Raw genomic sequence first — 22,134 nt, 5'->3', positions numbered from 1 at the left:
GGTGATGGCTTCTGGAGGTTGGCTTGCGCCTGCGGGGCGCGTGCCTCCAATCGCCATCACTTCAGGTCGAGGAACAATGACGGGTTGTCGAGGAACTGGTTGACAGCCACTGCCGCGGCACCGCTGATGGCGGAATCGGTAGGCAGGCTCGACAGCTCGATGCTGGTTGCGTCGGCGATCTGCGGTATGACCCTCTCGTCCACCACGCTTTGCACCGCCGCCAGCAGGGTTTCGCCTCCGCCGGCCACGATGTCGCCCAGCACGATGCGTCCCGGGTTGAACGCGTTGATGATGGTCACGCAGCCGTAACCCACATAACGACCGACGCGAGCGACCATGTGCACTGCTGCCTGGTCGCCATCGGCGGCGGCCTTGAACAGTGCGTTTGCGGCCTGCGCCGGAGTCATATCCTCCACGCCTGCGATATGCGGCGCGTCGGGATCCTCCAGCAAGTCGTGGCGAATGGCCGTTGCGGAGCAGTACCGCTCAAGGCATCCCACGTTGCCGCAATCGCATGTGCGACCATTGACATCGATGCTCACGTGCCCGATTTCGGTTGCCGCGCCGAGTTCGCCGTTGATGAGCATGCCATGGTCGATAACGCCCAGGCCTATGCCTTCGCCCAAGAGGTAGTAGGCAAGTGTGGATGGCTTGGCCCCCTCGGTGGTTTCAGCGGTGGACTGAGCGGTGGGCGCTGCGGTGGGCGCTGCGGAATCGGGCTGCGGGACACGTGCGCCATCGCTTTGCTTGCCAAATAGGCTTTGGGCGAGCACGCCGGCGCGAGCATCCTGCTCCACATACACTGGCACGCGGAACGCGGTGCCGAATTCGTGGAGGAAGTTCACCCTGCGCCATCCATGCATGGACGACACCAGAGCCGTGCGACCCACCGTGCGCAGATACGGCCCTGGGACCGCCATACCCACTGCCACGACGTCTGGATCGGCGTCGATGATGTGGGCAAGACGCGAGCGCACATCCGACACCACGTCAGCGATGCAATCATCGGTCACTGGCGGCAACTCGTCGATGGCGAGCGCGGTGCCGTTGAGATCGAACACACCGATCTGCACAATGGTGCGGGCGAATTTCACACCAATCACATGGAATCGTTCAGCGGGAATGCGCAATCCAATGGAACGGCGATTTCCCTTGCCGCGAATGTCACTGGTCTCCTCGATCGCATGCGCATCGATAAGACGCGCGCTGATTTTGGACACCGCCGCGGGCGTGAGATCAAGCTCTTGCGCAATCTGCGCGCGCGATTTGATACCGCCGCGATAAAGCACACGCAGCATATGGGACCGGTTGAGCTCCGAAACCCGTGACTGAGATGCCTTAATGCCTGCCATGACGCTTCCTTGTGCCTGTTGTGCAATCCGTGTTTGTGAGGTGTCTGTTATGTGTTTCCGCTGCCTTGCGTTGCCGCAAATTCGCGGGTGCTGTGTCGCCGGGATGAGGACGCCATGTCGACTTCCCATGTGCACAACCGATGGCGCCGCGCGAACTCTTTCTGCCCTGATTCGTTCGCTGCTTTGCCTTGGTCTGTCCTCTGATCCGTGGTGAACTCACCGCTGCGAATCCACCACAGAACCAAAGTTCATGGTTGCTCTGGATTGTGTTCCAACGCACGGCTCGCACCATGCCTCGTTGCACACCGCCTTGCTGAGCGCTTCATCGGCACTCCGCCAGATCTGTATCCCTGAGTAATGCCAATATTAACCTTGTTAATTGATGAACGCAAGAAAGCTATTGCGCGCGTGTCGTGAAGATAATGCACACCGGATGGGCTCACTGTGCATGGATTCACCTCACCTGCACGAATTCTCCCCACCTATCAGAAGTCACCAGTCCATCCACCCGAGCCACCACCCCATCCATCCAAGCCTCGCCGAAGACGGAGGATACAGACCCTGAAACAGGGACCTTAACCCCCGTCATCGGCGACACATTCACCCACTCGCCGAATACGGAAGTTAACAGGCCGTTTTAATCCCATCTAACCTCCATCTTCGGCGACCCCACATGAACCTCGCCGAAAACGGAAGTTACAGATCCCCCAATGCAGGTCCCAAACCTCCGTATTCGGCACCTCATCAATCCGCTCGCCGAAAACGGAAGTTAACAGGCCGTTTTAATCCCACATAACCTCCACCATCGGCGACACCTCACGGACCTCGCCGAAGACGGAAGTTAAACACCTCCTCAAAAGGACCCTAACCTCCCTATTCGGCGACACGTTAACCACTCGCCGAAGACGGAAGATAACAGACCGATCCACACCCGCCTAACCTCCACTATCGGCGACCAACAGAGGAACCGCCGAAGACGGAGGATAACAGACCACTCCAACCCCGTTTATCCTCCACCATCGGCGACACATCCACCCGCTCGCCGATGGTGGAGGATAACAGGAGGATGCACAGGCACCAAACCTCCACCATCGGCGACCCGATGCAGGAATCGCAGATCAAATGGCCAGAACGGCGCGTTCCCAAACTCACAAGCTAAGCAACACGCCTCTGCGATTGAACCGATTCACGACAAGATGCGTGCGTATTCCCTCAAAACTGCATCATTCAGCAGCAACAACGATTCTCTACGCAACCGCAAGAACGGAATGACATGTCATGGGAACCGGGATAAAGAAGAATCCTTAGGAACCACTGGACACAGTATCAAGGCACAGTATCAAAAATGGAGTGGCAGAAAACAAAAGAGCCAGAAACCGTGAACCCCACTGGGATTCTGCAGTTCCTGGCTTCTTGCGGATGATGAGAGATTCGAACTCTCGGAGGTTTATAGCCTCACACGATTTCGAGTCGTGCTCCTTCGACCGCTCGGACAATCATCCTTCGCTGCTGAATGCAACTTGAGTATTATGCCACAAGTTCATCACGACACGCAAGCGCACCATATCTCCGTGCGTTTCATCTCAGTTCCACAGCTTCCACGACTTCCACTGTTACACCAACGTGCGCTTGGCACGAATCGCCTGGGCACGTTCAGCCAGGCATGAATCATCAGGATAAATCACACGTTCCAACGTAAGACCTTTCGCAGGAGCGGGACCAGTGCTCCCCTCACGCATCGGATGCGCAATTTTGTCGGCGAACCATTCCACGCTCTTGCGCCCGCGTCCAACCTGCAAACATCCCTGCACCAACGATCGAACCATATTGTGTGCAAAAGCATCCGCGACAATCGTAAAAGCAACCAGCCCGGATTCCGCCGCAGGCACGTCATGAGCGTGATCGCCATCAGGGGCAACGCACGCCTGCGAAGGCACTCGCGACCATACGGCAGACTTCACCTCACGAATGGTGGTACCACCCGGATTAGGGGTCGCGAAACTGCCGAAATCGTGCAATCCCACGGCATGGGCAGCAGCTGCGTTCATCGCATCCAGATCGAGACGGTCGTCTATAGCAACAACGAAATTGCGAAGGCGCGGGTCAACATACCGCATATTGTCGCAAATCCGATACACGTAGACGCGTTCCAATGCGGAGAAACGGGCATCAAAACCATCCGGAGCCTGTGTCACATCATGAATCGCGATATCCGCCGGCAACACGTGAGAAAGACGCCGAAGCAATGCCTCGGTCGGCGCACAATCCATGTGCCCCACTCCCCGCACCAGCACATCAGCGTCGATATCAAGGTGACAGACCTGATGCAATGCGTGAACGCCGGTATCGGTACGTCCGGCTACCACCAGCTGCGGCCATGACGGCGCGCTCGGCTGTTCATCTGCCTGAGTATCGGCCTGCACGCTGGTGTGAATCACCGAATCCGAACCAGCGGCAGTGTCGCGATTGGAATTCCCCAACGATTGCGTCGACTTAAGTTGCGGCTTGCGGATGTGCAAAACCTTAGCGATTGCCGCTTCAACGTCACCCTGAACTGTGCGCAGGTGCGGCTGCTTCGCCCACCCATGGAAATCAGTGCCGTCATAAGCCAAGTCGATGCGAAGTCTCATGGCGTCCATCATGCCACAAAGCGTGAGCCATTCGAGAACGACCTGTCACGCACCACACGCCACACCCACGCTACGTACACTCACACCGCACACCACACACGATACAAAAATGCCCTGCGCCATAAGGCACAGGGCATTGATCATCGGTTCATCACCGATTCATCAAGAAGCTCACTTCTTGTCAGCTTCAGCAGCTTCTTCAGCCACATCAGCTTCGTTTGCAGCCTCTTCAGCCACTTCGTCGGCTTCCTTTGCGGTCTTCTCGAGATCAACAGCGGCGGCGTCGGCAGCAGCCACGTCCTTGTCGTTGTTCTCGTTGGCCTCAACGGCTGCATTCACTGCATCCTCAGCAGCACCATCAGCGCGAGCCGCATCGGCAGCGTCGGCAACAGCCTCGGCTTCCTTCACGGTGGCCTGCTTGGCGCTCAGCGGCTCGGTGACGAGCGAGATGATCGCCATCGGGGCAGCATCGCCACGGCGCGGAGCAAGACGCACGATGCGAGTGTAACCGCCTTCGCGCTGCTCCATCGTCTCAGCGATCTCGGTGAACAGCTTGTGCACGACGGACTTGTCGCGGATAACGCGCATCACGCGACGGCGAGAGTGCAGATCACCGCGCTTTGCGAACGTGATAAGACGCTCGGCAAGCGGGCGAAGGCGCTTTGCCTTGGGCAGCGTGGTGCGGATGCTGCCGTGCTCGAACAGGCTGGTCGCCATGTTGGCGAGCATGAGGCGCTCATGCGCCGGGCTCGAAGCAAGACGCGGGCCCTTCTTAGGTGTAGGCATTTGTTTCTCCTTGTTTTCCGTAGCACAGGTGGGCATTTGCCCGAGCATCCATGCAACGGTTCAGTGGAAGACTAATCGTTCATTCACTGGTGCGCCTGCGTCCGCATGAGCACTGCCCATGCGCATCGGCCGCAATCGCAGCGATAAGTGCGTAAGCGACCTTACCGAAGGCACACGAGGACCGACAGGCGCCCAGCCGCCGCTGCAATCGCTGCAGCATGCGCGGCAGGGCTTGTGTCAGTTACTCCTCGTCGTCAGGAGTGAAGAACGTGCCGCCTTCCAGGCTCATCGGATTGATACCCATCGGGGATGCCTTGAGGCTGAGACCACGGGCCTCGAGCTTCTCCTTGACTTCGTCGATGGACTTCATACCGAAATTGCGGATATCGAGCAGATCCTGCTCGGTGTGGTTGATGAGGTCACCGATGGTGTGGATTCCCTCACGCTTGAGGCAGTTGTAGGAACGCTGAGTCAAGTCGAGATCCTCGATGGGAGCTGACATCTCTTCGTTCGAGTCTTCCTGCACGGGCGCGGGACCCACTTCGATGCCTTCAGCCTTGGCATTGAGCTCACGGAACAGTCCGAAGAGTTCAACGAGCGTAGAACCGGCGGAAGCCACGGCATCACGCGGGGTGATGGACGGCTTCGTCTCGACATCGACAATCAGTCGGTCGAAATCGGTGCGCTGTTCAACACGCGTTGCCTCGACCTTGTAGCTGACCTTGAGAACAGGAGAATAGATGGAATCAACCGGGATACGGCCAATCTCATCATTATCGCTCTTGTTCAACGAAGCCGGCACATAGCCGCGACCACGCTCAACGGTGAACTCAATCTCAAGCTCGCCATCCTCTGCAAGAGTGGCAATGTGGTGATCGGGGTTGGCGATCGTCACACCCGCGGGAGGGGTGATGTCGCCTGCGGTGACCTCCCCTTCCCCGCTCTTGCGCAGATACATCACGACGGGCTCATCATATTCACTGGTGAGAACGATTCCCTTGATGTTGAGGAGAATCTCGGTGACGTCCTCGGTGACACCCGGCAGAGTGGTGAACTCGTGCAGAGCGCCAGAGATACGCACCGACGTCACAGCCGCTCCCGGGATCGAGCTCAGGAGGGTGCGGCGCAGGGAGTTGCCGAGCGTGTATCCGAACCCAGGCTCAAGGGGCTCAATCGTGAAGCGGGAACGCTGAGGAGAAACCACTTCCTCAGACAGTGACGGACGCTGTGCAATAAGCACGTTGGTATCCTTTCAGCTCAGACCGGTTGTGCACTTGCCGGCCGGCGGGTTGGATGTTTGTTCTCTGTGTCTCAGTGCTTCAGACGCGGCGGCGCTTCGGAGGACGAACGCCATTGTGGGCCTGCGGGGTGACGTCGGTGATGGAGCCGACTTCCAGACCTGCAGACTGGAGAGAGCGGATTGCGGTTTCGCGACCAGAGCCGGGACCCTTCACGAAAACGTCAACCTTCTTGACGCCGTGTTCCATTGCCTTGCGCGCGGCGGCTTCAGCAGCCATGCCTGCAGCGTACGGCGTGGACTTACGGGAGCCCTTGAAACCGACGTCGCCACCGGATGCCCAGGACACAACTGCGCCGGACGGATCCGTGATGGAGATAATAGTGTTATTGAACGTGGACTTGATGTGCGCCTGCCCGGCGGGAACCGACTTGCGGTCCTTGCGGCGGGGCTTACGGGCTGCCTGCTTAACAGCTGCCACTTTGCCTCATTTCCTCTATGCTGGTGTATTTCAGCTGATTGGCATCCTGACGATGAGTTCCATGACCATAGTGGCTGCGGAATCTCGTGGCCGGGATGTCGCTGCCTTAATCAGGCAGCCTTCTTCTTTCCGGCAACCGTACGCTTCGGTCCCTTGCGGGTACGAGCGTTGGTCTTCGTACGCTGGCCGCGAACCGGCAGGTGGCGGCGATGGCGAATGCCCTGGTAGCAATTGATCTGGATCTTACGACGGATGTCTGCTTCGACTTCGCGACGCAGATCGCCTTCGATCTTGTAGTTGCCCTCGAGATAATCACGGAGCTGGATCAGCTGGTCATCAGAGAGGTCCTTCACTCGAGTGTCCGGGTTGATACCCGTGGCTGCGAGCGTTTCCTTGGCGCGCGTACGACCCACACCGTAGATATAGGTGAGGGCGATTTCGATACGCTTCTCATTGGGGATGTCGACTCCGGCAAGACGTGCCATTGCGATTCCTTCTTGTTGTCAGAGATCGTACGCCAAGCCGTCCTTCACAAGTCCTGCTTGCTCCGGCCCAGGTCTCTGTCCTGGGGTTCAGGGGCTCTCGCTCCTGTGGCTCAGCGCCTATTGAATTGTGTCGCTAGCGGTGTCCGCTCAGCCCTGACGCTGCTTGTGGCGCGGGTTCGTGCAGATCACCATGACGCGACCGTGGCGACGAATCACGCGGCAGTGCTCGCAGATTCTCTTCACGCTGGGGCTAACCTTCATGGTTTTCCTTTACTTGTAGCGGTATGTAATACGACCGCGATTCAGGTCGTACGGGCTCATTTCGAGCACCACACGATCCTGAGGAAGAATACGGATGAAATTCTTCCGCATCTTTCCCGAAATCGTGGCGAGGACAATGTGCTTGTTCTCGAGCTCGACCTTGAACATCGCGTTCGGCAAAGCCTCCACGACTCGTCCCTCGACCTCAATCACACCGTCTTTAGCCATTAGACTCCGTTCTCGCTGTGTTTACAGATGCGTCCTCTTGTGAAGGCACACCAATAATGCAAGTTAGCACACAAGCGCATCGAATACAATTCGGCGCGTCGCTACCCCGTGCCGAAGTCCGCTGACTCAAAACACCAGCGGACTGGACACACCACCCTTCTCTATCTGCATTCAGCAAACGGATAGGGGTCGCTCAGCGGCCGCCGAAGCCGCCGCCACCGCCGCCGCCACCGCCGCCGCCAAAGCCGCCACCGCTGAAGCTTCCGCCGCTACCTGAATAATGGCCACCTGATTGATGGGACTGCAGAGCGCCTAATGCAGTGGTAAACGAACTCTGCACATCGTTCAATGAGGTATTCAAACTGTCGGTGAATCCATCAAGGCCACCGGTGCTCATCACAGATGTCACGCTCGGGTCAGCAATCAAGCTTGTATTCCGCGCGCGCGTCGCTGCATCCCAATACATCAGCGAACTGCTCAGATGGGAGTCAACCCACGACGGATCCTGCAGATTGGGCTCTGCGAGGTACAGCTGCTGCAGCACTTCCTTGCTGATGCCAAACGAGGCAGCATAGACAAGGTAACGATCCCATAGCACGAGGTCGCTGACGCCACGGTCTTTGAAATTCGAGAAGTCAAGAAGATACTGCTTGAATCCCTGCACTTGTTCTGCCCAGCGCTGACCATTCGGCGTGATGCCGCGTGACTTGCCGTAGACAAATGAGAAACAGCCGCTCACGACAACGAGCAGGAACGCGCAGCAGACAAGAGGCCACAGCGTGATCAACTCACTAATCTGCCATGCTATGTGGAGCATGAGCAAATAGAATATCGATACAATCATCGGCGCGGTATGCCAAGCACCTTGGGAATTTGTGGCATTCAGCTCGCTGAATTCAGTTGCGCACTTCGCCCTGAAGGATTCCATTTCTTCGACGCCATCGCTCCAGCTACCCCACAGTTCGCACATCTGGTTCATGTCGAACACCGGTGTGCCGAGTTTGTCTGCGACGAGTGCGAACACTCGGAGCAGCTGTGCCTCGGAGTCGCACAGGTTGTATGCGGAGATGTCGTCTCCATGGACGGGGTTCACCAGCAGGCACACGGTGGTTGTCACCGACTTGCGCTGCCAGCCCGGTTTCCCGTTGGCCGACGCCACGCCCTCGATGTACGAATGGTATTGCGCAGGATCGGTATGCGCCACATCTATGCCTTCGTACCAACGCGCGGGACCAGGCACGAGCAGCAGGCAATGCTTGGAGGCAAGCGAGAGAAGCGTGCCGGAGAGAGCGCACTGCTGCGGATCCTTCGTCGAGTCGATGACGTTGTTCATATAGGCTGCAGCGCCAGGACTCATTGCGGGCGGATCGCGCCAATACCCGGTGGCGAGCCATGGCTGGCTGTTGCGATAGCTCTTGAAAGCCCCCACGATGGACCACACGACGAGGGCAAGACCCGTAAGCGCGAAGAACAGCACGAACACGACGTTGCGGTTGGCCTGTGCAACCTGCTGGCTGTGCCATTCCTTCTCTTTCGCTGTCTCCGTGGAGATGCGGTAATCCTTGCGAGCATCGGTGCTGGTGCGTGCCACTCCCGACATCATTGAATCGTCGGTCAGTGCCACCACATCCACGTAGTCGCTGGTTTGCAAATTGTCGATCTCGAAATGCAACGTGCCGTCGCTATCGCGATGATTGCTCGATTTCGCCTCCGTGTGGAGCCAAGCCCACGTATTCGACGTATTTGCCCCTTGCGGCAGCCTCACCGTTGCAGTGAGCTTCTTGATCGGCATCGACTCGTCTGCGGCGATGAGTTCCCAGAACGTCTCGGAGACATCGGAATACTCGGTCGCGAGGTTGCGCAACGTGTAGGTGAGACGGAACGTCATCGTTCCCGATTCTGTTTCGGGGATGTTCCAGCCGAATTCGAGTTGTTTGCGCTGTGGGAATCCATTAGGCGCGGTGACAGGCACAGCGTCGCTCACCGGGATGTAATCAGTGTTGTTCGTCTCGTCGTAGAGATACCAATGCCCTGCGTATCGGGAGTCCCAGGAGGCTGAAGTCAAGCTCGGGGACACAAAATTCTGCCGCGTATAGGTGGTTGAAGAGTCCGCAAGGATGCGCGTCACCGACACGTCGCTCACATCGGTTGCGAACGCGCTGTCGAGCTTGATCGTGCGATACAACTGGTGATATGGTCCAGAATCACGCTCGCGCATTTGGATGGTCACCAGTTCGTTGACCGTCACATCGCCATTCGACTCGATTTGGGCATCGATGTCATCGCTTGTCGCCTGCAAGGCAGCAACGGAATCCGAATGGTCAGCAGCCGCGACAACAATGAATGCAAGGATGACGGCAATAACCACAGCACACGCCATGGCGCCAAGAAAACGCTTTGAGTTGAACCACGGAGCCTTCCCATTGCCAAGGTTAGGCATGAAACCGGCATCACTGCCAGATGCACCTTGGGCTCCAGTGAAACCATTGTATGCGGTGGAATTCATGCTCTCCGTCTGCCACGGACTGGAGAAGGCTCCATTGCCTGCAGATGCGGCGGGAGAGAATCCCGCCGCTTGGTCCATGGAAGCGAACGGTCCTTGAGGTTCCCCGTTCGCGGAACTCATTGCACAGACCGCTGATTATCGCCAGCGTTAAACGGCTCGGGACCCGACTGTCCATCAGGCATGAACTTGGTGAACGGTCCCTCGGTGGACTGGGATGCCGGGGCGCCAGGAGCGGCGAAACTCACCTTGGGGACCTCACGATCCTGACCTGCGACACTGAAGAACTGCGCCTCGATGAAGTGGAACATGCCGGCGACAATGTTCGAGGGGAACATCTGGATGCTGTTGTTGTACTTGAGCACGACGTCGTTGTACATCTGACGGGCGTAGGCGATCTTCTGCTCGATTTGCTTGAGCTGGTTCTGCAGATCAAGGAAGTTCTGATTGGCCTGGAGCTGCGGATAATTCTCGGAAACCGCATTCAGGTTGAGAATCGCGCGGCTCAGCTCGTTTTCAGCCGCAGCACGCTGCTCAGGAGACGCTTGCGTCTGGGCCGCGGCTAGTGCATGGGACCGGGCGCGAGTGACTTCTTCCAAAACGCTGCTTTCATGCGAGGCATAGCCCTTGACGGTCTCGACAAGGTTGGGGATGAGATCGGCGCGCTGCTTGAGCTGCACATCAATCTGCGCCCACCCGTTCTTGACGAGATTTCTCATGCTGACCAAGTTGTTGTAGGTCGATGCCAGCCACAGTGCCAGCATCAGAACGACGATGATTACGATAACAATTACTGCCATGTTTTAAGTCTACACGGGACCTGTGCGGTTCAGCTGGTTTTTCTCATCGTGTCGTTGCTGCTGTGTCGTGGCTGCTGTGTCGTGGCTGCAGTCATGTGGCAATTTGCCTGGCTTCACACCAAGCGCCGTGACCATCGTGCATTGCCTTGTGGTGCAGTCCCAAAGCCTGCAATTATCGCTTCCCGCACATTACAGACCTTCGCAACCATAGAAGCAACCCTTACGCTGAGGCTATCGCGCATACTTCTATTTCTGTCTTCTGTTTCTGTTTCGCTCAATAAAAAGTTTCTGTTTCGCTCAATAAAAAGTTTCTGTTTCGCTCAATAAAAAATTGACCGCCGTGAGGCGGTCAATTGAATTGCGTGTGTCTTCATGCGCTGGCAGGGAAAGTCATGCCAGCGCATCCTTGGATTGCTTGCAGGTGACTACTCGCCGAGACCCTTGATGATCGTTGCCTGAATGTCGTCGATTTCACCCACGCCGTTGAACTCGTGGAGCAAACCGCGGGACTTGTACGTGTCAAGGAGCGGTGCGGTCTCCTTTGCGTAGACGTCGAGGCGCTTTGCAATGGCTTCAGGATTGTCATCCGAACGGCCTTCGAGCTGTGCGCGCTTCATCATGCGGTCCATGAGCACGTCATGGTCAGCGGTAAGGGCGACGACAGCGTCGAGCGGAGTGCCCAGATCCGCGAGCATTGCATCGAGTGCCTCCACCTGGGAAGCGTTGCGCGGATAGCCATCGAGAATCCAACCGTTCTTGGCATCGTCCTGAGCAAGGCGGTCCTTGACGATCTTGTTGGTCAGCTCATCGGGCACGAGCTCGCCCTTGTTGATGTATTCAAGCGCTTCAAGGCCGAGCGGCGTCTTGTTCTTGATGTTGAAGCGGAAGATGTCACCGGTGGAGATGGCAGGGATGTTGTAATGCTTGCTCAGGAGAGCAGCCTGAGTGCCCTTGCCAACGCCCTGGGGGCCCATGATGAGAAGTCGCATTGATTACTCCTTGAATTGGATGGGCGCGGCGCACTGGTAGGTGTGCCACGCCGTGGATTGTGTTTCTTCGATTGGTGGATGGAAGCTGCCTGAGTTAATGAACCTTTGGTCGCATCACTCCGCGTCCGCTGAAGCCTTGTCCGTGGAATCGGAATCGGTATCAGCAGTTGCAGTTTCCGCTTCCTCGGTTGCCTGATCGTCGGCAGAGGCCTCGGTCTGCGAATCAACGGATTCGTCCGTCTCATCATCCGTGGAATCCTCGATTTTCTCAGGGTCCTGCGCAACAAGGAAGTGCTCATACTGGAACTGTTCGGTCTGAGCTTTTGCCTGACGCAGGGTATCGAGACCGACACCCGCAATGATGAGGATCGTCGTACCGCCGAAAGGCAGAGAGGTGTTGAGGTTAAGCGCCTTGATGAGCACGGTCGGGATGAGCGCGACGAACAGAATGTAGATGGCACCCACCGTGTTGAGACGGTTCATGACGTAGTTGAGGTATTCAGCGGTTGCTCGACCGGCACGAACGCCAGGGATGAAGCCGCCATACTCCTTCATGTCGTCCGCGACCTCTTCGGGGTTGAAAGTGACGGACGTGTAGAAGAAGGTGAAGAACACGATCATGAGCGAATACAGCACGATGTACCACACGGTGGTGGAGGAACCAAGGTTCGTGTTGATCCACTGGACCCACGACTGATCGGAATTGCCAAACTGCGAAATCAACGTAGGCACCGACAGGATGGACGATGCGAAGATGGGCGGAATAACGCCGGACATGTTGATCTTGAGCGGCAGATACGTGGAGCTTCCGCCGTACATCTTGCGACCGATCATGCGGCGGGTGTACTGCACCGGGATACGACGCTGGCACAGCTCGACATAGTCCACGAAGATAAGGATGACGATGAACACGCCAACGACGACACCGAACTTGACCCAGCCGTTCTCCTCGGTGTGGATGTTCCACAGGTTATTGAGGAAGCCGGAGCAGATGGAGATGAAGATCAACACGGACATGCCGTTGCCGATGCCCTTGTCGGTCACAAGCTCGGCCATCCACATGATGAAACCGGTTGCGCCGGTCAGGACCATCACCATGATGAGCATGTTGGCGAAGGACGTGTCGGGGATCACGTCGGAGCACATGTAGTTGAACAGGGCGCCGGTTCGGGCGGTGACGATGATGGTGCTGGATTGGAGCACGGCGAGGCCGATGGTCAGGTAACGCGTGTATTCGGTGAGCTTTGCTTCACCAGACTGGCCTTCACGATGCAGCTGTTCGAATCGCGGAATGACGACGCGGAGCAGCTGGATCACGATGGACGCCGTGATGTACGGCGTGACGCCGAGCGCGAAGATCGACAGCTGGAGCAACGAGCCGCCGGAGAAGAGGTTGACGAGCCCGACGAAGTTCTCTTGGCTGGAGCCGGACATGGTGGTCACGCACTCATGGACAGCCTTGTAATCGACGCCTGGAGTGGGGATATACGATCCGATGCGGTAGATGAGAATCATCAACAAGACGAACAGGATCTTGTTGCGCAGCTCCTTTGTGCGCAACGCTTGGATCAGCGTTTTCACTAGATGTTCCTTCCTCGGTCGGATCAACGGACTCCTACGCCGCTACCCGTTCGGGCACACACTGAACAACATCATAGCAAAGAATTCGCCCCTCCCCCGCCGAAAAGCGGGAAAGGGGCGAAATTTCTTCACTTACACAAGAGGCTCATCGCTTCTTGCGTGTTTCGCTCATAAGAGCTACTCCTCGGAGACGGAACCACCTGCGGCCTCGATCTTCTTGGAAGCGGAGGCAGAAGCCTTCACGCCCTTGAAGTTGTAAGCCTTGGAGATCTCACCGTCAGCGAGAACCTTGACCGGATAACCGGAGCGCACAAGGCCTGCCTTGACGAGAGCCTCGACGGTGACGTCGCCGCCATCGGGGAAGACTTCGGCAATGCGCTTGAGGTTGACGACCTGGAACTCCTTCTTGAAGGGGCTCTTGAAGCCGCGCAGCTTCGGCAGACGCATGTACAGAGGCAGCTGGCCGCCTTCGAAACCAGGACGAACCTGATAACGAGCGCCCGTGCCCTTGGTGCCACGGCCCGAGGTCTTGCCCTTGGAGCCTTCACCACGGCCGACGCGGATGCGCTTCTTGTTGGCGCCCGGAGCCGGACGAAGGTTGTGCATCTGGAGGATGTCGACTTCTTCGTTGTTATTAGCCATAATCAGTTAGCCTCCTCGACGGTGACCATGTGGCGCACCTTCTGGATGATGCCACGATGGACCGGATCATCAGGGACGATCACGGACTGGCCGATCTTGTGCAGGCCGAGCTGCTTGACGTTCACACGCTGGTTGGGGGTGCGGTTCACAAGACCACGAACCAGGGTGACCTTGATCTGCTTGTCAGCCATCACTCACCATCCTTCTTCTCGGCGGCCTTCTCAGCCGCAGCCTTTTCGCGAGCCTCGCGAGCCTCAGCGATGCCCTTGGCGCGCTCACGCAGGAGGCGGTCAGGAGCAACTTCCTGAAGCGACAGGCCACGACGGGCAGCAACCTCTTCAGGCTCTTCGAGCTGCTTGAGAGCTGCAACGGTCGCATTCACGGTGTTGATAGCGTTGTCGGAGCCCATGGACTTGGTCAGGATATCAGAGATACCTGCGCACTCCATGACTGCACGCACAGCGCCACCGGCGATAACGCCGGTACCCGGGGCAGCCGGACGAAGCAGCACAGTGCCGGCGGCGTCATGGCCGATCACCGGATGGGTGATGGTGCCACGAACGCGCGGAACGGTGAACATGTGCTTCTTGGCATCGAGCTGGCCCTTGGCGATTGCAGCCGGGACCTCGCGGGACTTGCCGTAGCCCACGCCCACGGTACCGTTGCCGTCACCGACGACAACCAGAGCCGCGAAGCTGAACGTGCGACCGCCCTTGTGAACCTTAGCGACACGGTTGATCGTGACGACGCGATCGAGCATCTCGTCGCCGCGGTTCTCCTCGTGATCACGACGGTTGCGACGCTCGTTGCGGCCGCCGCGGCGGCCCTTGCGCTCGTCGGACTTCGTCGCTGCCGCGTTGTTGTCGGACTGTTCTGCCACTGCAGTTTCCTTAACTTCGTTATCGCTCACAGCGCCAGGCCTCCTTCGCGAGCACCATCAGCAACCGCTGCGACGCGGCCGTGGTACTTGTTGCCACCGCGGTCGAAGCACACGGCGGTGATGCCAGCCTCCTTGGCCTTTGCTGCAATACGCAGGCCAACTTCCTTGGCGGCTTCGGTCTTGGTGCCCTTGAAGTCGAAGTCATTGTGGAGCGTGGACTCGGAAACGAGCGTCACGCCCTTGGTGTCATCGACGATCTGGGCGATGATGTTGCGGTTGGTACGGGTCACCACGAGGCGGGGACGCTCCGGGGTGCCGACGACCTTCTTGCGGATACGAGCGTGACGACGCGCGCGGGCAACGAACTTGCCCTTACCCAGGATCTTGACGCTCATTACTTACCAGCCTTTCCAGCCTTGCGCAGGATGTGCTCATCCTCGTACTTGATGCCCTTGCCCTTGTAGGGTTCCGGGGCGCGCAGCTTGCGGATGTTCGCGGCAACCTGACCGACGAGCTGCTTGTCCATGCCGGACACGAAAAGCTCGTTCTGGTTCGGCACCTCGAACGTGATGCCTTCAGGAGCGTTCACGGTAATGGTGTGCGAGTAACCGAGGGAGAACTCGAGGCCCTTGCCCTTGGCCTGCACGCGGTAACCGGTGCCGACGATGAGCAGGTGCTTGCGGTAACCCTCATGCACGCCCTTGACCTTGGATGCGATGATTGCGCGAGCCAGACCGTGCTTTGCACGGGTCTCACGCTCATTGTCAGCAGCGGACACCACGATCTCGTTGTCCTGCACTTCCACGGAGATATTCTCCGGGAAGGTGTACTCGTCGGTGCCCTTCGGGCCCTTGACGGTGACCGTGGAATCCTTAACGGATGCCTCAACGCCGGACGGAATGGCGATGGGGAGCTTACCAATATGCGATGCCATGTTTCAGCTCTCCTTTCTCACCAAACGAAAGCGACGATTTCGCCGCCGATGCCCTTGTCCAGGCATTCCTTCTGAGTCATCAGGCCGGAGGAAGTCGAAATGATGGCGATGCCCAGGCCGCCGAGCGGCATGGGGAGCTCATCGGACTTCGCGTAACGACGAAGACCAGGCTTCGACACGCGCTTGATGCCCTGGATGGAACGCTGGCCGTACTGACCGTACTTGAGAGTGATCTCAAGGGTCTTGCCGACCTTGGCTTCCTTGGCGGTGTAATCCTTGATATAACCCTCGCGCTTGAGGATATCAGCGATGTTCGCCTTGAACTTGGAGTACGGCATGTCAACGGTCTTGTGCTTAGCCGCGCTCGCATTACGCAGACGCGTAAGCATGTCTGCGATCGGATCTGTCATTGTCATGTGGGCTTATGCCCTTCCTCGCCGTGGTTTCCGCCGCTGTGCTCGGATTCTCATCCGGCACAGCCGCAGACCTTCAGCGTCAAATATCACCAACTGGACTTCGTCACGCCGGGCAGCTCACCGCGGTGGGCCTTCTCACGAAGGCACACGCGGCACAGGCCGAACTTGCGATACACGGAATGGGGACGACCGCAGACCTGGCAACGCGTGTAAGCGCGCACCTTAAACTTCGGCTTAGCGGCCGCCTTGTTCTTCAGAGCGGTTTTTGCCATTTCAGTTCTCCTTGAACGGGAAGCCGAGAGCCTTGAGCAGCGCGTAAGCTTCCTTATCGTCCTTGGTGGTGGTCACAACGGTGATGTCCATACCACGCACGTGATCGATGTTATCGGGATCGATCTCATGGAACATGGACTGCTCGGTCAGACCGAAGTTGTAGTTGCCATTGCCGTCGAACTGCTTGCCGTTGATGCCGCGGAAATCGCGGATACGCGGCAGGGCGAGCGTCAGCAGGCGATCCAGGAATTCCCACATGCGGTCGCCACGAAGCGTGACGAACGCACCGATTTCCTGGCCTTCGCGCAGATGGAACTGTGCGACGGACTTCTTCGCCTTCGTGATCTTCGGCTTCTGACCGGTGATCAGGGTCAGGTCCTTGACTGCGCCTTCGATGAGCTTGGAGTCGCGAGCTGCGGCACCGACGCCCATGGAGACGACGACCTTGGTGAGACGAGGAATCTGCATGGGGTTAGCGTGCTTGAACTCCTTCTCGAGCTCAGGAACGATCTCCTCATTGTACTTTTGCTTCAGACGCGGGGTCGCGGGAGCTTCGATATCGCTCATGCGATCTCCTTTCCGGACTTCTTGGCATAGCGAGTGCGCACGCGCTTCACCTTGCCGTCACGGACCTCTTCCTTCACGTGAACGCCAACGCGGGTCGGCTTGCCCGACTCGGGATCGATGAGCATTACGTTGGAGCGATCGATGGGGGCCTCAGTCGAGATGATGCCAGACTCCTGGCCTTCGCGCGTGGCACGCACGTGCTTCTTCACGATCTGAACGCCTTCAACGATGATACGACCGTTGGAGAGGACGCGAAGGACCTTGCCTTCTGCGCCGCGGTCGCGGCCCTTGATGACCTTGACCTGATCGCCTTGCTTGATCTTGGCTACCATGTCAGATCACCTCCGGAGCGAGGGACACGATCTTCATGAAGCGCTTGTCGCGCAGTTCACGACCGACCGGTCCGAAGATACGAGTGCCACGCGGTTCACGGCCATTGCCGAGAATGACGGCAGCGTTCTCGTCGAACTTGATGTAGGAGCCATCCTTGCGGCGGCTTTCCTTGACAGTGCGGACGACGACGGCCTTGACCACGTCGCCCTTCTTCACCGAGCCGCCAGGAATTGCATCCTTGACGCTGGCGACGATGATGTCGCCAATGCCGGCGTAGCGTCGCTTAGAACCACCGAGCACGCGGATTGCCAGGATTTCCTTGGCGCCCGTGTTGTCGGCGACTTTAAGCCTTGATTCTTGCTGAATCATATTTCTCCTTAGCCGAGCTGGTCCTCCCCGTACACCCGAAAAGGGCCGCAAGTATCCTATGCTAGCGCATCGGACGATGCGGCCCTAATCGTGGTGTACGGCGAGCCTTGCCGAACTTATTACTTTGCGCGCTCGACGATCGCTGCCAAACGCCAGCGCTTCGTCTTGCTCAAAGGACGAGTCTCCATAATTGTAACAAGGTCACCGACATGTGCCTCGTTGTTTTCATCATGGGCCTTGACCTTACGAGTGGAACGCACGACCTTGCCATACAGCGGGTGGGTGGAACGCTGCTCGAGCTCGACCGTAATGGTCTTGTCAGCAGCGTCGGACACCACGTAGCCGCGGCGGGTCTTGCGGAAATTCCGCTCCTGAGTTTCAGTAGCTTCAGCCATTACTTCTCCTCAGCCTTGTTGTCGGACTCACCTGCGGGTTCCGTGGTGATGCCGAGCTCACGCTCGCGAAGCACCGTGTACATGCGGGCGATGTCGCGCTTGACCGCCTTGAGACGGGCGGTGTTCTGCAGCTGACCGGTGGCGGACTGGAAGCGGAGGTTGAAAAGCTCCTCCTTGGACTTCTTGAGAGCGCCCTCGATTTCAGCGTTGGTCTTAGCGTTGAGATTCTCGATGCTGTATTCAGCAGTTCCGATCATCAGTTTTCACCGCCTTCACGAGCAATGATCCTGCACTTCATCGGCATCTTGTCGATTGCACGACGAAGAGCCTCGTGAGCGACGTCCTCGGGGACGCCACCGATTTCGAACATGACACGGCCAGGACGCACGTTGGCGATCCAGAATTCCGGAGCACCCTTACCGGAACCCATTCGGGAACCGAGAGCGTGCTTGGTCAGCGGGCGGTCAGGGAAGATCGTGATCCACACACGACCACCGCGCTTGATGTAACGCGTCATGGCGATACGAGCAGCTTCAATCTGACGATTCGTGATGTACGCGGGGGCGAGTGCCTGGATGCCGTAATCGCCGAAAGCGATTTCATTGCCACCCTTGGACATGCCAGAACGCGTAGGACGCTGCTGCTTGCGATACTTGACCCTCTTAGGAATCAGCATCAGGTCACTCCTTTGCTTCCGTTGCGGCTGCGGGAGCCTCCGCAGCGGCTGCAGGAGCCGCCTGGGCTTCCTGCGGCTTGTTCTCGGTTGCTGCTTCCTTGGCAGCACGGCGGTTGCCGCGCGGACGACGGTCACCACGACGGCCACGGTTGTTCTGCTGAGCCTGCTGCTCCTCGAACTCCTCGTCCGTCATGTCGCCCTTGTAGATCCACACCTTCACGCCGATGCGGCCGTACGTGGTGCGAGCCTCGAAGAAGCCATAGTCAATGAGAGCGCGAAGCGTCTGAAGCGGAACGCGACCCTCGCGATAGAACTCGGAACGGCTCATTTCAGCACCACCGAGGCGGCCGGACAGCTTGATACGGATGCCCTTGGCGCCTGCGCGCATTGCGTCCTGCTGAGCCTTGCGCATCGCGCGACGGAAGGTCACGCGGTTGGTCAGCTGCTCAGCGATGGACTGTGCAACGAGCTGAGCGTCCAGGTCAGCGTTCTTCACCTCATAGATGTTGAGCTGAACCTGCTTGCCAGTGAGCTTCTCAAGCTTGGCACGCACGCGATCGGCCTCTGCACCACGACGTCCGATGACGATGCCCGGGCGAGCGGTGTGGATGTCGACCTGCACACGGTCACGAGTGCGGGAGATGACGATGCGGGAAACACCGGCACGCTCCAGGTCCTTGTTCATGGCCTTGCGGATCTTGTCATCCTCAAGCACGAAATCGCTGTAACGCTCTCCCGGCTTGACGGAATCGGAGAACCACTTGCTGCGGTGAGATTCGGTGACGCCGAGACGGTAGCCGAACGGGTTAATCTTCTGTCCCATTTAGCGGGTTCCTTCCTTGTCGGCGACGACCACGGTGATGTGGCTGGTGCGCTTGTTGATACGGGCTGCACGTCCCTGCGCACGAGCGCGGAAACGCTTGAGGGTCACGCCCTCGTCCACGTAGGTCTCGGTCACAACGAGCTCGTTCTCGTGGAACTGCTCGTTGGCGCGCTCAGCCTTCACGCGGGCGTTTGCGATGGCGGACTCAAGAACCTTGAGCACCGGCACCGAAGCGTCCTGGGGCGCGAACTTGAGGATGTTGATGGCTTCTTCCGCCTGCTTGCCTCGGATGAGGTCGACCATGCGGCGAGCCTTGCGCGGCGTCACGCGGACGTGACGAGCAACTGCTTTAGCTTCCATGTGTCTCTACTCTTCCTCGCCTTTAGCGGCGTGCCTTCTTGTCATCCTTCACATGGCCACGGAAAGTACGCGTAGGAGCGAACTCACCGAGCTTGTGACCAACCATTGCTTCGGTCACGAACACGGGCACGTGCTTGCGACCATCGTGAACAGCGAAGGTGTGTCCGATGAAATCAGGGGTGATCATCGAACGGCGCGACCACGTCTTGATGACGTTGTGCGTGCCCTTCTCGTTCTGCTCGTCGACCTTCTTCTGCAAGTGGGCGTCGACGAAGGGGCCCTTCTTGATGCTACGAGTCATCTGTGTGACACTCCCTTACTTGCGGTTCTTACCATTCGGACGACGACGAACAATCATCTTGTTCGAAGCCTTCTTCGGACGACGAGTACGAACCTCGCCCTTGCCCCACGGCGAAACCGGCGGCTTGCCACCGCGGGTACGACCGCCATGCGGATGGTCCACAGCGTTCATCGATTCACCACGGGTGATCGGGCGCTTGCCCATCCAGCGGGCACGACCGGCCTTGCCGAGCTGCACGTTGGCGTGGTCAGCGTTGCCAACTTCACCAACCGTTGCGCGGCAGCGAGCGTCGACGTTGCGGATTTCGCCAGACGGCATACGCAGCTGAGCGTAAGCGCCGTCCTTTGCAACGAGCTGCACAGCGGCACCAGCGGAACGTGCGATCTTCGCGCCACCCAGCGGGCGGAGCTCGATTGCGTGCACGATCGTACCGGTCGGGATGTTGCGCAGCGGCAGGTTGTTGCCGGGCTTGATGTCGGCGTTCTCACCGGTCTCGATGATGTCGCCCTGCTTGATGCCCTGGGGAGCGATGATGTAACGCTTCTCGCCATCTGCGAAGTGCAGGAGGGCGATGCGAGCGGAACGATTCGGATCGTATTCGATTTCGGCGACCTTGGCGGGCACTCCGTCCTTGTCCCAACGCTTGAAATCGATGATGCGGTACTGACGCTTGTGACCGCCGCCGCGATGGCGGGAGGTGATGCGACCGTACGAATTGCGACCGCCCGTCTTCTTGAGAGGACGAACGAGCGACTTCTCAGGGGTCGAACGCGTGATTTCGGAGAAGTCCGAAACGGAAGCGTTGCGACGTCCTGCGCTTGTCGGCTTGTAAACGCGGATAGCCATAATTTAGTTCCTAACTTTCTCGGCTAGCCTTCAGTTGCCAAAGATGTCGATCGACTGACCCTCAGCAACGGTGACGATTGCGCGCTTCTGGGAATCGCGCTGGCCGTAACCGTAACGGGTGCGGACACGCTTGCCTGCACGGTTGAGGGTGTTGACCGAGGTGACCTTGACCTTGAAGATCTCTTCGATTGCCTGCTTAATCTGCACCTTGTTCGCGTCCTTGGCCACGACGAACGTGTACTGGCCGCGATCGGAGAGCGCATAGCTCTTCTCGGAGACAACAGGCTTGAGGATGATGTCGTGTGCGGGCTTGTGAACTGCCACCATGGAAATCAGGCCTCCTTCTTGCCATTGACGAAGGCTTCGTAGCCTTCCTTGGAGAAGACGACGTCCTCGGCGGTGACCACATCGTACGTGTTGAGCTGATCGGCGAACAGCACGTGCACGGTGCGCAGGTTACGCACGGACAGGTACGTGTTGAGCTCTTCACGACCAAGCACGACGGTAGTGAAACGATCCGAGACGACAGGCACCAGGGCGGCCTTCGCCTTCTTGGTGGACGGCTCGGTCAGAGCGAAGTCCACAACATGAAGACGACCAGCGTTAGCGCGGTCCGACAGGACATAGCGCAGAGCAGCAGCCTTCATCTTCTTGGGGGTGCGCTGGGAGTAGTCGCGCGGCACCGGGCCATGCACGACTGCGCCGCCGGCGAACTGAGGAGCGCGGATGGAGCCCTGACGAGCGCGACCGGTGCCCTTCTGCTTGTACGGCTTCTTGCCGCCGCCGGAGATGCGAGCGCGATTCTTGACAGCGTGCGTGCCACGACGTGCAGCAGCGAGCTGTGCGATGACGACCTGGTGCACGAGCGGGACGTGCTTGCGCACATCGTCGAACTCGATGCCGAAGACCTCGGCCGGTGCATCGACGGTGCCTGCAGCCTGGCCCGTTGCGTCGGTGACGTTCAGAGTAACGTTAGCCATTTAAAT

The 22,134-nt window shown here is 58.4% G+C and carries 30 protein-coding genes, 1 tRNA gene and 1 pseudogene; all 32 read right to left on the bottom strand.

From position 1 onward, the window contains the following. Positions 1-56: 56 nt before the first annotated feature. The 32 genes and pseudogenes from CLV65_RS04095 to rplD all read right to left on the bottom strand — a co-directional run bounded on the left by CLV65_RS04095 (position 57) and on the right by rplD (position 22,128). Positions 57-1,352, bottom strand: coding sequence for an ROK family transcriptional regulator (locus CLV65_RS04095; protein WP_094690566.1), 1,296 nt, complete (start codon positions 1,350-1,352; stop codon positions 57-59). 1,416 nt (positions 1,353-2,768) lie between these two features. Next, positions 2,769-2,854: transfer RNA gene (locus CLV65_RS04090), tRNA-Ser, on the bottom strand. A 111-nt stretch (positions 2,855-2,965) separates the two neighbouring features. Then, complete coding sequence (gene truA, locus CLV65_RS04085; RefSeq protein WP_094690567.1) at positions 2,966-3,994, bottom strand: tRNA pseudouridine(38-40) synthase TruA; 1,029 nt, start codon at positions 3,992-3,994, stop codon at positions 2,966-2,968. Between the two features lie 159 nt (positions 3,995-4,153). Continuing rightward, positions 4,154-4,768 (bottom strand): 50S ribosomal protein L17, encoded by a 615-nt coding sequence (rplQ, locus tag CLV65_RS04080; protein ID WP_094690568.1) that lies wholly within the window; start codon positions 4,766-4,768, stop codon positions 4,154-4,156. Between the two features lie 241 nt (positions 4,769-5,009). After that, the gene (locus CLV65_RS04075) at positions 5,010-6,008 is read right to left on the bottom strand and encodes a DNA-directed RNA polymerase subunit alpha (protein WP_094690569.1); all 999 of its coding nucleotides are present in this window, start codon (positions 6,006-6,008) and stop codon (positions 5,010-5,012) included. A gap of 79 nt (positions 6,009-6,087) precedes the next feature. Continuing rightward, positions 6,088-6,486, bottom strand: a complete 399-nt coding sequence (gene rpsK, locus CLV65_RS04070) for a 30S ribosomal protein S11 (protein WP_094690570.1) — start codon at positions 6,484-6,486, stop codon at positions 6,088-6,090. 110 nt (positions 6,487-6,596) lie between these two features. Continuing rightward, complete coding sequence (rpsM, locus tag CLV65_RS04065) at positions 6,597-6,971, bottom strand: 30S ribosomal protein S13 (RefSeq protein WP_094660100.1); 375 nt, start codon at positions 6,969-6,971, stop codon at positions 6,597-6,599. A gap of 147 nt (positions 6,972-7,118) precedes the next feature. Further along, a complete protein-coding gene (gene rpmJ, locus CLV65_RS04060) occupies positions 7,119-7,232 on the bottom strand; it encodes a 50S ribosomal protein L36 (protein ID WP_094660099.1) in 114 nt (37 codons plus the stop codon). A gap of 9 nt (positions 7,233-7,241) precedes the next feature. Further along, the gene (infA, locus tag CLV65_RS04055) at positions 7,242-7,460 is read right to left on the bottom strand and encodes a translation initiation factor IF-1 (RefSeq protein WP_094690571.1); all 219 of its coding nucleotides are present in this window, start codon (positions 7,458-7,460) and stop codon (positions 7,242-7,244) included. 193 nt (positions 7,461-7,653) lie between these two features. After that, positions 7,654-10,044 carry a DUF2207 domain-containing protein gene (locus tag CLV65_RS04050; RefSeq protein WP_157847213.1) on the bottom strand — a complete coding sequence of 797 codons (2,391 nt, stop codon included), beginning with the start codon at positions 10,042-10,044 and terminating at the stop codon, positions 7,654-7,656. Between the two features lie 158 nt (positions 10,045-10,202). Beyond that, positions 10,203-10,763, bottom strand: a pseudogene (locus CLV65_RS04045) (LemA family protein); the annotation flags it as partial. 425 nt (positions 10,764-11,188) lie between these two features. Then, a complete protein-coding gene (locus CLV65_RS04040; protein WP_094690574.1) occupies positions 11,189-11,752 on the bottom strand; it encodes an adenylate kinase in 564 nt (187 codons plus the stop codon). 114 nt (positions 11,753-11,866) lie between these two features. Then, positions 11,867-13,333 carry a preprotein translocase subunit SecY gene (gene secY / locus CLV65_RS04035; protein WP_094690575.1) on the bottom strand — a complete coding sequence of 489 codons (1,467 nt, stop codon included), beginning with the start codon at positions 13,331-13,333 and terminating at the stop codon, positions 11,867-11,869. A gap of 177 nt (positions 13,334-13,510) precedes the next feature. After that, on the bottom strand, positions 13,511-13,975 hold the full coding sequence (rplO, locus tag CLV65_RS04030; RefSeq protein ID WP_094690576.1) for a 50S ribosomal protein L15: 465 nt from the start codon (positions 13,973-13,975) through the stop codon (positions 13,511-13,513). Between the two features lie 2 nt (positions 13,976-13,977). Next, positions 13,978-14,166, bottom strand: a complete 189-nt coding sequence (gene rpmD, locus CLV65_RS04025; protein WP_094690577.1) for a 50S ribosomal protein L30 — start codon at positions 14,164-14,166, stop codon at positions 13,978-13,980. Continuing rightward, positions 14,166-14,885 (bottom strand): 30S ribosomal protein S5, encoded by a 720-nt coding sequence (rpsE, locus tag CLV65_RS04020; RefSeq protein WP_094690578.1) that lies wholly within the window; start codon positions 14,883-14,885, stop codon positions 14,166-14,168. Before rpsE ends, rpmD begins: the two co-directional genes overlap by 1 nt. Then, positions 14,882-15,250, bottom strand: a complete 369-nt coding sequence (gene rplR / locus CLV65_RS04015) for a 50S ribosomal protein L18 (protein WP_094690579.1) — start codon at positions 15,248-15,250, stop codon at positions 14,882-14,884. The genes rpsE and rplR overlap by 4 nt, the downstream gene beginning before the upstream one ends. Continuing rightward, the gene (gene rplF / locus CLV65_RS04010; protein ID WP_094690580.1) at positions 15,250-15,789 is read right to left on the bottom strand and encodes a 50S ribosomal protein L6; all 540 of its coding nucleotides are present in this window, start codon (positions 15,787-15,789) and stop codon (positions 15,250-15,252) included. Before rplF ends, rplR begins: the two co-directional genes overlap by 1 nt. A gap of 17 nt (positions 15,790-15,806) precedes the next feature. Continuing rightward, positions 15,807-16,205 carry a 30S ribosomal protein S8 gene (rpsH, locus tag CLV65_RS04005; RefSeq protein WP_094690581.1) on the bottom strand — a complete coding sequence of 133 codons (399 nt, stop codon included), beginning with the start codon at positions 16,203-16,205 and terminating at the stop codon, positions 15,807-15,809. Between the two features lie 86 nt (positions 16,206-16,291). After that, complete coding sequence (locus CLV65_RS04000) at positions 16,292-16,477, bottom strand: type Z 30S ribosomal protein S14 (protein ID WP_004114370.1); 186 nt, start codon at positions 16,475-16,477, stop codon at positions 16,292-16,294. A gap of 1 nt (position 16,478) precedes the next feature. After that, entirely contained in the window at positions 16,479-17,045 is a 567-nt protein-coding gene (gene rplE, locus CLV65_RS03995) for a 50S ribosomal protein L5 (RefSeq protein WP_094690582.1), read from the bottom strand. Beyond that, complete coding sequence (gene rplX / locus CLV65_RS03990) at positions 17,042-17,377, bottom strand: 50S ribosomal protein L24 (RefSeq protein WP_094690583.1); 336 nt, start codon at positions 17,375-17,377, stop codon at positions 17,042-17,044. The genes rplE and rplX overlap by 4 nt, the downstream gene beginning before the upstream one ends. Before the next feature lies 1 nt (position 17,378). Continuing rightward, positions 17,379-17,747, bottom strand: a complete 369-nt coding sequence (rplN, locus tag CLV65_RS03985; protein WP_094690584.1) for a 50S ribosomal protein L14 — start codon at positions 17,745-17,747, stop codon at positions 17,379-17,381. Positions 17,748-17,866: 119 nt separating this feature from the next. Next, on the bottom strand, positions 17,867-18,142 hold the full coding sequence (rpsQ, locus tag CLV65_RS03980) for a 30S ribosomal protein S17 (protein WP_094690585.1): 276 nt from the start codon (positions 18,140-18,142) through the stop codon (positions 17,867-17,869). Further along, positions 18,142-18,402, bottom strand: coding sequence for a 50S ribosomal protein L29 (gene rpmC, locus CLV65_RS03975; protein WP_094690586.1), 261 nt, complete (start codon positions 18,400-18,402; stop codon positions 18,142-18,144). Before rpmC ends, rpsQ begins: the two co-directional genes overlap by 1 nt. Continuing rightward, complete coding sequence (gene rplP / locus CLV65_RS03970) at positions 18,399-18,818, bottom strand: 50S ribosomal protein L16 (protein ID WP_094690587.1); 420 nt, start codon at positions 18,816-18,818, stop codon at positions 18,399-18,401. The genes rpmC and rplP overlap by 4 nt, the downstream gene beginning before the upstream one ends. Positions 18,819-18,822: 4 nt before the next feature. Continuing rightward, on the bottom strand, positions 18,823-19,641 hold the full coding sequence (rpsC, locus tag CLV65_RS03965; protein ID WP_094690588.1) for a 30S ribosomal protein S3: 819 nt from the start codon (positions 19,639-19,641) through the stop codon (positions 18,823-18,825). Further along, positions 19,642-20,001, bottom strand: a complete 360-nt coding sequence (gene rplV / locus CLV65_RS03960) for a 50S ribosomal protein L22 (RefSeq protein ID WP_094690589.1) — start codon at positions 19,999-20,001, stop codon at positions 19,642-19,644. Between the two features lie 22 nt (positions 20,002-20,023). After that, positions 20,024-20,302 (bottom strand): 30S ribosomal protein S19, encoded by a 279-nt coding sequence (gene rpsS / locus CLV65_RS03955; RefSeq protein WP_094660080.1) that lies wholly within the window; start codon positions 20,300-20,302, stop codon positions 20,024-20,026. Between the two features lie 15 nt (positions 20,303-20,317). Then, positions 20,318-21,148 carry a 50S ribosomal protein L2 gene (gene rplB / locus CLV65_RS03950; protein ID WP_094690590.1) on the bottom strand — a complete coding sequence of 277 codons (831 nt, stop codon included), beginning with the start codon at positions 21,146-21,148 and terminating at the stop codon, positions 20,318-20,320. 30 nt (positions 21,149-21,178) lie between these two features. Further along, positions 21,179-21,475, bottom strand: a complete 297-nt coding sequence (rplW, locus tag CLV65_RS03945; protein WP_094690591.1) for a 50S ribosomal protein L23 — start codon at positions 21,473-21,475, stop codon at positions 21,179-21,181. A gap of 5 nt (positions 21,476-21,480) precedes the next feature. After that, complete coding sequence (gene rplD, locus CLV65_RS03940) at positions 21,481-22,128, bottom strand: 50S ribosomal protein L4 (protein WP_094690592.1); 648 nt, start codon at positions 22,126-22,128, stop codon at positions 21,481-21,483. Positions 22,129-22,134 lie beyond the last annotated feature (6 nt).

It is taken from the genome of Pseudoscardovia suis, assembly GCF_002797875.1.
Taxonomy (GTDB): Bacteria; Actinomycetota; Actinomycetes; order Actinomycetales; family Bifidobacteriaceae; genus Pseudoscardovia; species Pseudoscardovia suis.
The sequence above is the reverse complement of the archived record's forward strand: the minus strand, read 5'-3'. Positions and strand labels throughout refer to the sequence as shown.

What these genes read in the sequence shown, in the direction of transcription:
- CLV65_RS04095 (WP_094690566.1), bottom strand. Translation starts at nt 1,352, where the DNA reads ATGGCAGGCATTAAGGCATCTCAGTCACGGGTTTCGGAGCTCAACCGG.
- truA (WP_094690567.1), bottom strand. Translation starts at nt 3,994, where the DNA reads ATGATGGACGCCATGAGACTTCGCATCGACTTGGCTTATGACGGCACT.
- rplQ (WP_094690568.1), bottom strand. Translation starts at nt 4,768, where the DNA reads ATGCCTACACCTAAGAAGGGCCCGCGTCTTGCTTCGAGCCCGGCGCAT.
- rpsM (WP_094660100.1), bottom strand. Translation starts at nt 6,971, where the DNA reads ATGGCACGTCTTGCCGGAGTCGACATCCCCAATGAGAAGCGTATCGAA.
- rpmJ (WP_094660099.1), bottom strand. Translation starts at nt 7,232, where the DNA reads ATGAAGGTTAGCCCCAGCGTGAAGAGAATCTGCGAGCACTGCCGCGTG.
- infA (WP_094690571.1), bottom strand. Translation starts at nt 7,460, where the DNA reads ATGGCTAAAGACGGTGTGATTGAGGTCGAGGGACGAGTCGTGGAGGCT.
- CLV65_RS04050 (WP_157847213.1), bottom strand. Translation starts at nt 10,044, where the DNA reads ATGGACCAAGCGGCGGGATTCTCTCCCGCCGCATCTGCAGGCAATGGA.
- CLV65_RS04040 (WP_094690574.1), bottom strand. Translation starts at nt 11,752, where the DNA reads ATGCGACTTCTCATCATGGGCCCCCAGGGCGTTGGCAAGGGCACTCAG.
- rplO (WP_094690576.1), bottom strand. Translation starts at nt 13,975, where the DNA reads ATGGCTAATAACAACGAAGAAGTCGACATCCTCCAGATGCACAACCTT.
- rpmD (WP_094690577.1), bottom strand. Translation starts at nt 14,166, where the DNA reads ATGGCTGACAAGCAGATCAAGGTCACCCTGGTTCGTGGTCTTGTGAAC.
- rplR (WP_094690579.1), bottom strand. Translation starts at nt 15,250, where the DNA reads ATGAGCGTCAAGATCCTGGGTAAGGGCAAGTTCGTTGCCCGCGCGCGT.
- rplF (WP_094690580.1), bottom strand. Translation starts at nt 15,789, where the DNA reads ATGGCATCGCATATTGGTAAGCTCCCCATCGCCATTCCGTCCGGCGTT.
- rpsH (WP_094690581.1), bottom strand. Translation starts at nt 16,205, where the DNA reads ATGACAATGACAGATCCGATCGCAGACATGCTTACGCGTCTGCGTAAT.
- CLV65_RS04000 (WP_004114370.1), bottom strand. Translation starts at nt 16,477, where the DNA reads ATGGCAAAAACCGCTCTGAAGAACAAGGCGGCCGCTAAGCCGAAGTTT.
- rplE (WP_094690582.1), bottom strand. Translation starts at nt 17,045, where the DNA reads ATGAGCGATATCGAAGCTCCCGCGACCCCGCGTCTGAAGCAAAAGTAC.
- rplX (WP_094690583.1), bottom strand. Translation starts at nt 17,377, where the DNA reads ATGGTAGCCAAGATCAAGCAAGGCGATCAGGTCAAGGTCATCAAGGGC.
- rplN (WP_094690584.1), bottom strand. Translation starts at nt 17,747, where the DNA reads ATGATTCAGCAAGAATCAAGGCTTAAAGTCGCCGACAACACGGGCGCC.
- rpsQ (WP_094690585.1), bottom strand. Translation starts at nt 18,142, where the DNA reads ATGGCTGAAGCTACTGAAACTCAGGAGCGGAATTTCCGCAAGACCCGC.
- rplP (WP_094690587.1), bottom strand. Translation starts at nt 18,818, where the DNA reads ATGCTGATTCCTAAGAGGGTCAAGTATCGCAAGCAGCAGCGTCCTACG.
- rpsC (WP_094690588.1), bottom strand. Translation starts at nt 19,641, where the DNA reads ATGGGACAGAAGATTAACCCGTTCGGCTACCGTCTCGGCGTCACCGAA.
- rplV (WP_094690589.1), bottom strand. Translation starts at nt 20,001, where the DNA reads ATGGAAGCTAAAGCAGTTGCTCGTCACGTCCGCGTGACGCCGCGCAAG.
- rpsS (WP_094660080.1), bottom strand. Translation starts at nt 20,302, where the DNA reads ATGACTCGTAGCATCAAGAAGGGCCCCTTCGTCGACGCCCACTTGCAG.
- rplB (WP_094690590.1), bottom strand. Translation starts at nt 21,148, where the DNA reads ATGGCTATCCGCGTTTACAAGCCGACAAGCGCAGGACGTCGCAACGCT.
- rplW (WP_094690591.1), bottom strand. Translation starts at nt 21,475, where the DNA reads ATGGTGGCAGTTCACAAGCCCGCACACGACATCATCCTCAAGCCTGTT.
- rplD (WP_094690592.1), bottom strand. Translation starts at nt 22,128, where the DNA reads ATGGCTAACGTTACTCTGAACGTCACCGACGCAACGGGCCAGGCTGCA.